This is a genomic window from Litchfieldella qijiaojingensis (assembly GCF_014651875.1).
Lineage (GTDB): Bacteria > Pseudomonadota > Gammaproteobacteria > Pseudomonadales > Halomonadaceae > Litchfieldella > Litchfieldella qijiaojingensis.
Genome location: NZ_BMXS01000015.1, coordinates 103899 through 116364 on the forward strand (window position 1 = coordinate 103899; position 12466 = coordinate 116364).

The 12466-nt window shown below is 61.6% G+C and carries 11 protein-coding genes and 3 tRNA genes; 13 read left to right on the forward strand and 1 reads right to left on the reverse strand.

Going from position 1 to position 12466, the window contains the following annotated elements:
• The first annotated feature begins 29 nt into the window (after window positions 1–29).
• From recA to IE093_RS14735, 12 genes are all read left to right on the forward strand, one after another.
• Window positions 30–1094 (forward strand): recombinase RecA, encoded by a 1065-nt coding sequence (gene recA, locus IE093_RS14680; RefSeq protein WP_189470451.1) that lies wholly within the window; start codon window positions 30–32, stop codon window positions 1092–1094.
• Between the two features lie 3 nt (window positions 1095–1097).
• Window positions 1098–1577 carry a regulatory protein RecX gene (locus tag IE093_RS14685; RefSeq protein ID WP_189470452.1) on the forward strand — a complete coding sequence of 160 codons (480 nt, stop codon included), beginning with the start codon at window positions 1098–1100 and terminating at the stop codon, window positions 1575–1577.
• Between the two features lie 150 nt (window positions 1578–1727).
• On the forward strand, window positions 1728–4337 hold the full coding sequence (alaS, locus tag IE093_RS14690) for an alanine--tRNA ligase (RefSeq protein WP_189470453.1): 2610 nt from the start codon (window positions 1728–1730) through the stop codon (window positions 4335–4337).
• Window positions 4338–4426: 89 nt separating this feature from the next.
• Window positions 4427–5677, forward strand: a complete 1251-nt coding sequence (locus tag IE093_RS14695) for an aspartate kinase (RefSeq protein WP_189470455.1) — start codon at window positions 4427–4429, stop codon at window positions 5675–5677.
• A gap of 199 nt (window positions 5678–5876) precedes the next feature.
• Window positions 5877–6074 carry a carbon storage regulator CsrA gene (gene csrA / locus IE093_RS14700; protein ID WP_189470457.1) on the forward strand — a complete coding sequence of 66 codons (198 nt, stop codon included), beginning with the start codon at window positions 5877–5879 and terminating at the stop codon, window positions 6072–6074.
• A 195-nt stretch (window positions 6075–6269) separates the two neighbouring features.
• Window positions 6270–6362: transfer RNA gene (locus tag IE093_RS14705), tRNA-Ser, on the forward strand.
• A 40-nt stretch (window positions 6363–6402) separates the two neighbouring features.
• Window positions 6403–6479 (forward strand) — tRNA-Arg (locus IE093_RS14710).
• A gap of 108 nt (window positions 6480–6587) precedes the next feature.
• Window positions 6588–6664 (forward strand) — tRNA-Arg (locus tag IE093_RS14715).
• Between the two features lie 254 nt (window positions 6665–6918).
• Window positions 6919–7353: a cupredoxin domain-containing protein gene (locus IE093_RS14720; RefSeq protein ID WP_189470458.1), complete on the forward strand. Its 435-nt coding sequence runs from the start codon at window positions 6919–6921 to the stop codon at window positions 7351–7353.
• Window positions 7353–7826: a DUF2231 domain-containing protein gene (locus tag IE093_RS14725; RefSeq protein ID WP_189470459.1), complete on the forward strand. Its 474-nt coding sequence runs from the start codon at window positions 7353–7355 to the stop codon at window positions 7824–7826. The genes IE093_RS14720 and IE093_RS14725 overlap by 1 nt, the downstream gene beginning before the upstream one ends.
• Entirely contained in the window at window positions 7823–9079 is a 1257-nt protein-coding gene (locus IE093_RS14730) for an NAD(P)/FAD-dependent oxidoreductase (RefSeq protein ID WP_189470460.1), read from the forward strand. Before IE093_RS14725 ends, IE093_RS14730 begins: the two co-directional genes overlap by 4 nt.
• A gap of 258 nt (window positions 9080–9337) precedes the next feature.
• Window positions 9338–10786, forward strand: coding sequence for a di-heme oxidoredictase family protein (locus IE093_RS14735; protein WP_189470461.1), 1449 nt, complete (start codon window positions 9338–9340; stop codon window positions 10784–10786).
• A gap of 99 nt (window positions 10787–10885) precedes the next feature.
• Here the strand turns inward: IE093_RS14735 and IE093_RS14740 are convergent, their stop codons facing one another.
• Entirely contained in the window at window positions 10886–11866 is a 981-nt protein-coding gene (locus IE093_RS14740) for a tRNA dihydrouridine synthase (protein ID WP_189470462.1), read from the reverse strand.
• A gap of 163 nt (window positions 11867–12029) precedes the next feature.
• Here IE093_RS14740 and IE093_RS14745 point away from each other — a divergent pair, with 163 nt between their 5' ends.
• Window positions 12030–12284 carry an OadG family protein gene (locus IE093_RS14745; RefSeq protein ID WP_189470463.1) on the forward strand — a complete coding sequence of 85 codons (255 nt, stop codon included), beginning with the start codon at window positions 12030–12032 and terminating at the stop codon, window positions 12282–12284.
• Window positions 12285–12466: the final 182 nt, after the last annotated feature.

Sequence of the window (12466 nt, forward strand, 5' to 3'; positions counted from 1 at the left end):
CCCGTTTCGAGATTTTCAGGAGGCCATCGATGGCACAGGACGACAACCGTTCCAAGGCGCTGAATGCCGCCCTTTCACAGATCGAACGTCAATTCGGCAAGGGCACCGTGATGCGTCTGGGGGATACCCCACGGGTGGTGATGCCGTCGGTTTCCACCGGCTCGCTGGGGCTGGATATTGCGCTGGGTATCGGTGGCTTGCCCTATGGTCGGGTGGTGGAGATCTTCGGACCGGAGTCCTCGGGCAAGACCACCCTGACCCTGTCGGTGATTGCCCAGGCCCAGAAGCAGGGCAAGACCTGTGCTTTCATCGATGCCGAGCATGCGTTGGATCCCAGTTACGCCGAGAAGCTCGGCGTCAACCTCGACGACCTGCTGGTCTCGCAGCCGGACACCGGTGAGCAAGCCTTGGAGATCTGCGACATGCTGGTGCGCTCCGGTGGTGTCGACGTGATCATCATCGACTCGGTGGCGGCGTTGACCCCGCGCGCCGAGATCGAGGGCGAGATGGGCGATTCCCACGTCGGCCTGCAGGCACGCCTGATGTCACAGGCACTACGCAAGATCACCGGTCACATCAAGAACGCCAACTGCATGGTGGTGTTCATCAACCAGATCCGCATGAAGATCGGGGTGATGTTCGGTAGTCCCGAAACCACCACTGGCGGCAACGCACTGAAGTTCTACTCCAGCGTGCGCCTGGACATCCGCCGCACCGGCTCGGTCAAGGTCGGCGATGAGGTCACCGGTAACGAGACCCGCGTCAAGGTGGTCAAGAACAAGGTGGCGCCACCGTTCCGTCAGGCCGAATTCCAGATTCTCTACGGCAAGGGTATCTACCACGCCGGCGAAGTGGTCGATCTCGGTGTGCAGTGCAACCTGATCGACAAGGCGGGTGCCTGGTACAGCTACCAGGGCAACAAGATTGGCCAGGGCAAGGCCAATGCCGCTCAGTTCCTGGAGGACAACCCGGCGGTCATGGACGAGATCGAATCCCAGATTCGCGCACAACTGCTGGCCACCCTCGAGCCCAAGGAAAAGGAAAAGGAAGCCGAGACCGTGGCAGAGGGCGATCGCGACGACGATCTGCTGTAAACCATGTTGGAAAGCCAGGAAAGCCAGGCCTCGCCCTCGCCCTACGACGACGCCATCCGGCTGCTGGCTCGGCGCGAGTACTCACGCGCCGAGCTGGAAGCTCGGCTGGCAGCCAAGGGGCACGATGGCGAGGACGTGGCCGCCTGCCTCGAACGACTGGCCGAACAGGGGCTACAGAGCGACACCCGTTTTGCCGAGCACTTCATCCGCTCGCGGGTGGGGCGTGGCCAAGGGCCGTTGAAGATCCTTGCCGAGCTGGGTAACCGGGGCATTGCCAGTGAGTTCGCCCGGTCGGCCCTGGCCGAGTACGAAGCCAGCGAGACTGTCGATTGGTACGAGCTTGCCTGCGACACACTGGGCCGGCGTTTCAGCTCGCCCGGCGATACCCCCAGCGAACGCGCCCGGCGCGAGCGTTTCCTGGCCGGGCGCGGCTTCGACTTCGATCAGGTGCGTCACGCCCTGTCCCATGCCTGGGACGCATGACACCTTGCATACCCCCCACTGAAAGTTCCTTGACGACTGCGTTATAATAATGACCCTTGCGACGACGCCGGGCAGCGCCATGGCCTGGTTGTGGGCGGATTTGCTGGTAAGCACCGCCTGCGTCATTACGCTTATCGTTACGGATTACCTATGAAAAGCGCAGACATCAGACAGGCCTTTCTGAATTTCTTCGAGGAGCAGGGGCATACCGTCGTGCCCTCCAGCTCGCTGGTGCCGGACAACGATCCGACCCTGCTGTTCACCAACGCCGGCATGGTGCCGTTCAAGGATGTCTTCCTGGGACGTGACCCGCGCCCCTACGTGCGCGCCGCCTCGGCCCAGCGCTGCGTGCGCGCCGGCGGCAAGCACAACGACCTGGACAACGTCGGTTATACCGCGCGTCATCACACCTTCTTCGAGATGCTGGGCAACTTCAGCTTCGGCGACTACTTCAAGCGTGATGCCATCCGCTTCGCCTGGACTTTTCTCACCGAGCGTATGGGGCTGCCGGCCGAGAAGCTGTGGGTGACGGTGCACATCAGTGACGACGAGGCCGAGCGCATCTGGAAGGACGAGATCGGCGTCGATCCCGAGCGCTTCTCCAAGCTCGATGAGGACAACTTCTGGCAGATGGGCGATACCGGCCCCTGCGGGCCGAGCTCGGAGATCTTCTACGACCACGGACCCGAGGTATGGGGTGGTCCTCCCGGTAGCCCCGAAGAGGATGGTGACCGCTACATCGAGATCTGGAACCTGGTGTTCATGCAGTTCGATCGCGACGCCCAGGGCAACATGAACCCGTTGCCCAAGCCGTCGATCGACACCGGCATGGGCCTGGAGCGCGTCGCCGCCGTGCTGCAGGGCGTGCATTCCAACTATGAGATCGACCTGTTCCAGAATCTGCTGAAGGCTGCCGCCGAGGCGACGGGGCATGCCGATACCACGACCCCGTCACTGCGCGTGATTGCCGACCATATCCGTTCCTGCGCCTTCCTGATCGTCGATGGTGTGCTGCCCTCCAACGAGGGACGTGGCTATGTCCTGCGGCGCATCATCCGTCGCGCGATTCGCCACGGCCACAAGCTGGGTGCCAAGGAGCCGTTCTTCCACAAATTGGTGGCGGCGCTGGATGCCGAGATGGGCGAGGCCTATCCCGAGCTGCACCGGGCGCGCGACCAGATCGAGAAGGTGCTGGCCAAGGAGGAGGAGCAGTTCGCACGTACCCTCGATCATGGCATGGGCCTGCTCGAAGAGGCGCTTGGCGAACTCAAGGGCGACGTGTTGCCTGGCGAGACAGTGTTCAAGCTCTACGATACCTATGGCTTCCCGTTCGATCTGACTGCTGATGTGTGCCGTGAGCGGGGCGTGACCCTCGACGAGGTCGGCTTCCAGCGTGAACTGGAAGCACAGCGTGAGCGCGCCCGTGCCGCCAGCCAGTTCGGTGCCGACTATACAGCGGCGCTGGAACTCGAGGGCGAGACCACTTTCACCGGTTACGACAAACTCGAGGATACGGCCAAGGTCGTCGCCCTGGTCGATGGCACAGGCAATGCGCTGGCGGCGTTGGAGGAAGGGCAGCAAGGGGGGGTGGTGCTCGACCGTACACCGTTCTATGGCGAATCCGGCGGGCAGGTGGGTGATACCGGCTATTTGCACGTTGATGGCGGTCGTTTCCAGGTTGCCGATACCCAGAAGCAGGGGGGGCACCATTTGCATCATGGCCTGGTGATCGAGGGTCGGCTCGAGGTCGGGGCCACGGTCACTCCACAGGTCGATGCCAGTCTGCGTGCTGCCACGGTGCGCAACCACTCAGCCACTCACTTGCTGCACAAGGCACTGAAGATGGTGTTGGGCGAGCATGTCCAGCAGAAGGGCTCGCTTGTCAGCGCTGAACGCCTGCGCTTCGATTTCAGCCACTTCGAGGCCATGACCCCGTCCCAACTGGCCGAGGTGGAGGCGATCGTCAACGCCCAGATACTCGAGAATGCCGAAACACGCATCGAACACATGAGCCTCGACGAGGCCAAGGCCAAAGGGGCGGCGGCGCTGTTCGAAGCCAAGTACACTGACAGCGTACGCGTGTTGACCATCGGCGCCGACGATTTCTCGATCGAACTGTGTGGCGGCACCCACGTCAAGCGCAGCGGCGACATCGGCTGCTTCCATATTGTCTCCGAAACCGGCATCGCCGCTGGAGTGCGGCGTATCGAGGCCATCACCGGCGAAGCGGCCCTGGCTTACTTCCAGGAGCAGGAGGCACGCCTGTCACGTATCGGCGAGCGCCTGAAGGCCAAACCCGAACAGGTGGAGAGCCGGGTCGAGTTGCTCGTCGAGCGCAACCGCACCCTGGAGAAGGAGCTCGAACGGCTCAAGGCCAAGCTGGCCAGTGCCGCCGGCAGCGATATGCTCAGCGAGACTCGCGAGGTGGCCGGCGTCAAGCTGCTGGCCAAGCAGCTCGAAGGCGTTTCCGGCAAGGAACTGCGTGGCGTACTCGACCAGCTCAAGCAGAAACTGGGCTCTGGTGTGATCGTGCTGGGTGTCGCCGACGGCGATGCTGGTAAGGTCAACCTGATCGCCGGGGTGACCGACGACCTGACTGGACGGATCCGCGCCGGCGAACTGGTCAATCATGTTGCCGCCCAGGTCGGCGGCAAGGGAGGCGGGCGTGCCGATATGGCTCAGGCTGGCGGCAGTGATACCGAGGCCTTGCCCCAGGCGCTGGCCAGTGTGCCGAGTTGGGTCGAAGCACAGCTCAACTGATTCATTCCAGGCCGGGCAGCACATGCTCCGGCCTTTTGCTATCCAATCATTCGTTCGGCCTCGGGTCGAACCAGATCAGGGCAATCCCTATGGCGCTATACGTACAGAAATTCGGTGGCACCTCGGTGGGTTCGGTGGAGCGCATCAAGGCCGTGGCCGAGAAAGTCAAACGGTTCCGTGACGATGGTCACCAGGTGGTGGTGGTGGTGTCGGCGATGAGCGGCGAAACCAATCGCCTGATCGACCTGGCCAGCCAGATCAACGACGAGCCCACTCCGCGTGAAATGGACATGCTGGTTTCCACCGGAGAGCAGGTGACCATCTCGCTGCTGGCCATGGCGCTGCACAAGCTTGGAGTGCCGGCGACGTCCTACACCGGCGCCCAGGTCGGTATCCAGACCGATAGCGCCCACACCAAGGCGCGTATCCAGCGTATCGAAACCGAGGACCTGCGCGCCGACCTGGACGATGGCCAGGTGGTGGTGGTGGCCGGTTTCCAGGGGGTCGACGAGGATGGCAACATCACCACCCTGGGCCGCGGTGGTTCGGACACCACCGGCGTTGCCTTGGCGGCAGCGCTGGGGGCCGATGAGTGTCAGATCTACACCGACGTCGACGGGGTCTACACCACAGACCCCCGTGTCTGCACCAAGGCGCGGCGCCTGGAAACCGTAACTGTCGAGGAAATGCTCGAGCTGGCCAGCCTCGGCTCCAAGGTGCTGCAGATCCGCGCCGTGGAATTCGCCGGCAAATACAATGTGCCGCTGCGCGTGCTGTCCAGTTTCGAGGATGGCCCCGGCACCCTGATCGTCGCTGACACAGATGAAGAAGAGGACTCCATGGAAGAACCGCTGATCTCCGGTATCGCCTTTACCGCCAACGAGGCCAAGCTGACCCTACTCAATACCCCGGATGTCCCGGGTGTCGCCTCGCGCATTCTCGGCCCGATCGCCGATGCCAACATCGAGGTCGACATGATCGTGCAGAACGTTGCACCGGTGGGTGACTACACCGACTTCACCTTCACCGTCGCCAAGAGTGACTACAAGCAGACCATGAAGATCATTCAGGAACAGGTGATTCCCGACCTGGGTGGTGGCGAATTGCGTGGCGACGATAACATCGCCAAGGTATCGCTGGTCGGTGTGGGCATGCGTTCTCATGCCGGCGTGGCGTCGAAGATGTTCCGTGCCCTTGCCGACGAAAACATCAATATTCGCATGGTATCGACTTCCGAGATCAAGATCTCGGTTGTGATCGATGAGAAGCATATGGAACTCGCTGTACGTGCACTGCACCAGGCATTCGGGCTGGACAAGAGCGACATCGAGGCCGAATAGGGAACGCCTAAGGCGCGAACAGGTTCTACGCTTATAGGGGATGTCGCCGGACGCCTGTTTCGACCTTGTTTCAACGGGAGTGTCGGGTGTCATGGAGCCGGCGCATTTGGCCTTGGGTCATGCATATCGCATAATGCCCTGTCGCATGTCTGCTGGCCGTGCGCATCCCGTTGCTATAAGTCTGAGAAGGAGATCAGCCATGCTCATCCTGACCCGCCGAGTCGGCGAAACCCTAATGATCGGTGATGACATCACCGTGACTGTGTTGGGGGTAAAGGGGAACCAAGTCCGAATCGGTGTCAATGCGCCTAAAGATGTCGCCGTGCATCGCGAAGAGATCTATCAGCGCATTCAGCGTGAAAAGACTGAGGGCGATGAAGGGGACTCCCAGGTGTGAAACTCGCCTTGGTCTTGCCAAGGGGAATCGCGTGGGGCCGGTGAGGGGATCGCACCTCACCGGCTTTTTTCCCGTTTATGTGGCATGTCACCTCGGCAGTGACCACATGGCAGGATGCAAGGAAGGAGTAAAAAGTTATCGTGGAGGTTGGACAATGACCTTCCGAAACGGTAACATACGCGCCGTGTTGATGAGGGAGAGATGGCCGAGTGGCTGAAGGCGCTCCCCTGCTAAGGGAGTATGGGGTTTATAGCCCCATCGAGGGTTCGAATCCCTCTCTCTCCGCCATCCCCGCTCCGCAGGGAGTGGTCGTCGACACTGAAGACTCGCGCCCGTAGCTCAGCTGGATAGAGTACCTGACTACGAATCAGGTGGTCGGAGGTTCGAATCCTCCCGGGCGCGCCATCTTCATGCGGACGAATACCTGCCAAGTCTTCGTTCAGTTATCAGCGGCACAAGGCATGAAGTCGGTGTGTGTTGACACCGGTAGCATGTGAATTGTGATCGTTACCCGCGCCCGTAGCTCAGCTGGATAGAGTACCTGACTACGAATCAGGTGGTCGGAGGTTCGAATCCTCCCGGGCGCGCCAGATTCTTGACCCGTCCTTTCGAGGGCGGGTTTTCTGCTTTCCGGGAACCCGCCGGAGATATCATTTCGCTAGCCGAGTCGGCAACGTGTCGCCTGACAGGAACGTGAGGCAGACCGACTCCGCGATCGTTCAAGGCGCCGTCTCGTGACTGGCGCCTTCTTTTTTGTTCGGCAGCCAGCGCCATGGCTTGGCGGGCATTGCCAAGGGGGGGATGCTAGGCTGCAGTGTGACAAGTCGGTGAGGGAGGGATGTCGATGGCAGTCGTCCGCTCTTTTTCACTATGGGCAGTTGCGGTGATTCTGGTCGCATTGGGGGGCTGCTCTGAGCCCGATTCGCCCCAGGTATCACCTGACACGGAGGCGCTGACCAAGGAGCCGGCCACCATCGTTATCACCATGCAGGATGATATGACGTTTGATCCTCGCCGCGTACAGGTCCCGAAGGGCGCGGTGGTCGAGTGGGTCAATCGTAGCGACGTACCCCACACCACAACGGCAAGAGTCGGCAACGAGCCGCTTGAACGGCTCCCCGAGGGCATCGCCGGCTGGGATTCCGGTCTGCTGCAGAACGGTGAACGGTTCCGCATGAAATTCGACACCCCCGGCGAATACCAGTACGTATGCACCCTGCATCTCGCCAATAACATGGTGGGGCGCATCGAGGTCCTGCCTGCTGGGGAGCAGGATTGATGCGCATCCTCCACCCCCTATTTGTGCATCTGCACATCGCCTTCTTGTTGATGGCGTTTTTCGCCATGTATCTGTGGTTGTTTCGTGGCCTGTTGACCAGCGTGTTCGAGGATCGCCTCTATCGCCTCGCCCGCACGGCCACCTGGTTGGGGGTGATGACCATCGCCCTATCCATGATCGCCGGTCTGCGCGATGCGTTCTTCGGGACCATCGTACGGGTTTCCGGGCCGCTTGGCGGTTGGATCGTGATCAAGGTCATGCTGTCATCCCTGCTGCTTGTCATCTATGGCACATTCCTGCGTCAGAGCGCTAAGAAGCGCAGTTACCTGCAGGAGGAGCGACGGGTCATGGCCTGGTGCCTTGTTACCCAGTTCGTGGGTATTGTGCTGGTGGCTGTCATCACTACGATTGGAACCATGCTGGTTTACTATCAGGACAAGGTGCCGCGATTGCCGGCACCCTTCTTCTCATGAGTCGACATCCCGCCAGGGTGGTCATACTCGGGGGCGGATTCGCCGGGTTGTATGCCGCCAGTTACCTCGTGAGAGCCGACCTGCCGGAAGGTGCGGTCGAGGTCACGATGATTTCTGACAGGAACTACTTCACCTTCTTGCCGCTGCTGCCCGAGGTGGTGGGAGGGATGCTTGGCGAGGAGGAAGTCGCATTCCCGTTGCGCGCTCATGCGCGTCGTGTCGGATTCCGCTTCCTGCGCGCAGAGGTTGAGAGTATCGAACCGCCTGCGCGGCGGGTCCACACTTCGCTTGGTGTTGTCGATTATGACTTTCTCGTCATCACCCTGGGCGCACGTGCCAACTATTTTGGTAATGAGGAACTCGCGCGCAATGCCATGCCACTAGTGTCGATCCAGGATGCGCTAAAGCTCAGAAGCCATCTCCTGCGCACCGTCGAAGCCGCAGCGCAGGAGCGTAGCGCTATCCGGCGTGGCGAGTTGCTGAGCTTTGCCGTGGCCGGTGGCGGTCCCTCGGGCGTGGAGGTCGCAAGCGAGATCCTGCGTATGCTGGACCGCGTATCACGCCGCGACCACGGTTTGACCGAGCGCGTGCGCCTCACCTTGGTTCATGGTGGTGATCGTATCCTGCAAGGCTGGGACGAGACGCTAGCCGACGAAGGTCTGGAGCTCATGCGCAAGCGGGGAATCGATGTACGCCTGCGCACCCGTGTTGAGGGCTTCGACAACGGCACGGTGCAGGTCCGGCTGAAACAGCCCGCCGCTGAGCCTGGCCGCTTCCGGGCGGAAGCCCTGGTCTGGACCGCCGGCACGCGTCCCGCTACCAATCCGCTGGCGAAGGAAGTCCTGGACTCCGGTCATCTCCCGGTCGATGCTACCTTGCGCGTGCTCGGACAGGACCGGATTTTTGCCGCCGGTGACAATGCACGACTCGACGATCCGCGCAGCGGTCACCCATATCCGCCAGTCGCGCCGATTGCGATCAGTCAGGGAATTCGCGTGGCTGCCAACATCGAAAACGCCATCGTCGGGCGTGATCTGGAAGCCTATCATGCCTACCATGCGGGCAAGATCGTCTCCCTCGGCGGCGGGCAGGCGTTGGTGGATATCCTGGGCTGGCGTGCCGGGGGGCGTACCGCCTGGCTGCTCTACCGGGCTGTCACGCTTTCCCAGCTGGTGGGAGCTCGCAATAAACTGCGTACCCTGACCAGTCTCATGATCAATCGCCTGTTTGAGCCTGCCGATATCTTCGACTGAGAGCAAGGCGGTTCGGCACAGGAGTAAAGTCCTTTTTTGTCGCACCCTTTTTTCTCACTTCCCCTCACATTGCTGGCCCGGCAGTTGATCGAAAAATCCTGTAAACCAATTGGCTGTGCCATCATCATGGCATTTGATGCAACAGCCGGGTTAACGCCTGGATGGGACGCTTCAGTTGGGCGGGTGCTTCTACCTGCTAGACTATTTCATCTGGAGAAGAATGCTCAGGACCTTGGCCGTGCCTGAGAGGGGTGGCCTATGCATTCTAATCGAATCAGTCTCTGTGCCTTGCTGCTGTGGCCGGCGATGGCTGCGGCGCATGAACCGCACGAATGTCCACAGGGTTTTCCGGACACACCGGTGATGTCGGGCCATCTGGAGCAGACGAACATCGCCGATGGGCTGGTTCCGTTCGAGACGCTTGTCGACCGGGGGCGCGAGTTGTTCGTTGCCAAGTTCAACACGTGCGACGGCCAGGGTCGACCTGCCACGACGGGCACCGGCGAAAAGCGGGTGCCGGACGCCCCCAGCTTCCTTCGTACTTCGGCGCCCGACGCGAATGCCTGTGCAGGCTGTCACAACGAGCCCCGGCCGGGCGGCGCCGGCGAGTTCGTCGTCAACGTGTTCGTGCTGGCGCAGGCTCGGGATCCGGTGACCGAGAGCGTCAGTTCCGAGTTCAGCAACGACCGGAACACGCTGGGCATGTTCGGCTCCGGCGCGATCGACATGCTGGCCCGTGAGATGACAGCCGATCTGCAGGCACAGGCCACGGAGCTGCCCGACGGTGACAGGGTTCTGACGACGAAGGGGGTGGATTTCGAGGTGACCCTTGCCGGCGGTGAGGCGGTGGCGAGCCGCGGCGTCGACAAGGACCTCGTCGTCAAGCCGTTCCATCAGGCGGGGGTTTCGCGATCGATCCGTGAGTTCACGGTGAATGCCTTCAACCACCACCATGGCATGCAAGCGGAGGAACGATTCGATTTGAATCCGGGCAAGGGCTTCGCCCCTGATTTCGACGAGGACGGCGTCAGGCGCGAGCTGTCCGTGGGCGACATCACGGCCGTGACACTCTTCCAGGCGGCCCTGGGCGTGCCCGGACGGGTGCTGCCGGCAGATCCGCGCAAGCGTGCCGAGGTCGAGCGGGGTGAGCGGCTGTTCGCGGATATCGGCTGCGCCTCCTGCCACCTGCCGGAAATGCGTCTGGAAAGTCGGATGTACACCGAACCGTACGCCCTCAACTTGGTTGGCACCTTCAGCGACACGGCGCAGTCGGTCACCTTCGATCTCACGCGCGACGGCGAGAAGCCACGCCTCGAACAGGCGCCGCGCGGTGGGGCCACCGTCCGCGCTTATACCGACCTGAAGCGTCACAACCTCTGCGACCCGCCGGATACGGCGAACGCTATCCGCTTTTTCTGCAATGAGGAGCTGGCCCAGCACCGATCCAGCCAGGATGGACGGCCGGGCACCGAATTCTTCATCACTCGCAAGCTGTGGGATATCGGCAACTCGGCGCCGTATGGCCATCGCGGCGACCTTACAACGATTACCGAAGCCATCCTGGTGCACGGTGGCGAAGGCCGCGCCTCCCGCGATGCCTTCGACGAGCTGCCCCACGAGGATCGCGCGGCCATCGTCAATTTTTTGAAGACGCTACAGGTCCTGCCGGCCGGTTCGCCCCGTGAACTGACGGAAGCCTGGCGCTGACACGATCACACCGCTCGGCATCTCGACACTGCCACTGGACGCCGTCGTCAGTCCCTCGCTTCATGGGCTGTTTTGAGGGGATGAACAACTGCAGGGTCATCAGGCGAATTGGTGCTGTAAATCGCCGTGTCGACTTGAGCAGCATGTGTCTGGCGCCTTGAGTAGGCCATCGAGAAAGGTATCGAGCTTGGTCAGGCGGCGCAATGCCTGGAAGCGTCGTGCCGATTCGACATCACGGGCGCGCATGTGATTCAACCATTGTTTAAGAAGCGAAACCACGATTCGCTCGGGGAGTATGCTACGCTGCAATGCAGCATAGCTGCCGAGTATCTCGCTGCGAGCTTGCCAGGTCGTGTCGGCAAGGCGCTGCCCTGTTCGCTGCCAGTGACGAATGCGTGGAGCCAGCCAAGGGTCGGCAAGCGCTCCCCGGCCGAGCATCACGTCCTCGCAGCCTGAGAGAGTGCGAGCCTTCCAGTAGTCTTCGAGACTCCAGATATCGCCGTTGGCGATCACGGGTATGGCGAGATGGCGGCGAATTCGGCCGATCCACTCCCAGTGCGCCGGGGGACGGTAGCCTTCGTCGCGAGTGCGTGCATGGACGACCAGTTGGGCGGCGCCGCCGTCCTGCGCGGCTCGTGCGCAGTCCAGGGCCAAGCGGCGATCGGCGAAGCCCAGGCGAATCTTGGCGGTTACGGGGATGGCGCCGTCGACGGCACGATATACAGCGGTTACGGCTCGGCATATCCTGACGGGGTCTCGCAACAGCGAGGCACCGCCGTCGTGGCGATTGACCAGCTTGGCTGGGCAGCCGAAGTTGAGGTCCAGGCTCGTGGCACCGAGTTGCAGCGCCTGGCGTGCGTTGGCCGCCAATGCTTCCGGGTCGGAGCCGAGTAACTGCAGGTGTACTGGAATGCCACTGGGAGTGGCCACACGGTCATGGGAGAGTTCAGGGCAGTGCTTGAGAAACACGCGCGGCGGCAGACGAGCATCGACCACGCGCACGAATTCGGTGACCGTCCAGTCGAAACCGGGAGGCACGGTCAGTAAGGCCCGGGCATGGACGTCGATCACGCCCTCCATGGGTGCTAGGCCGATGCGGCCTCTATGTAGTAAATTAACAACCTGCTGCTCAACCATGGTGCCATTGCATTGTGGGAAAAATCAGGCAGGTTATTGTACCAGCCGAAAAGCGCTGTAGGTCAGAAGCTCCACCACTATGGAGCAGAGCTAGAGGAAACGAATAATGCTGGATACCGAGTTGTTACTGGAAGGCCTGTATTTGATGGTCTTCGGAATGGGATTCGTCTTCGTCTTTTTGACCTTGCTGGTGATCGCCACGACCTTGATGTCGAAGGTCGTCGGGCGCATGGCGCCGGCGCCGGTCAGGAGCGCGGGCGCTAACCCTGGTCGTGCTCCGGCACCCACTCGGGATGACGACGACTTGATGGTGGTGATCAGTGCTGCCCTGCACCGCTACCGCCAGCGGCACCGCCGCTGAGCCAGGCCTCTTGCCACGGGGCCGCGCTATTGCGCTCAAGCTTCTCTCAAGAGTTATAAGGATAAGGTCATGAGTGAGACCAAACGCCCATTGGGCATCACCGATGTAGTGCTGCGTGACGCGCATCAGTCGCTGTTTGCCACCCGCCTGCGTCTCGAGGACATGCTGCCGATCGCCGACAA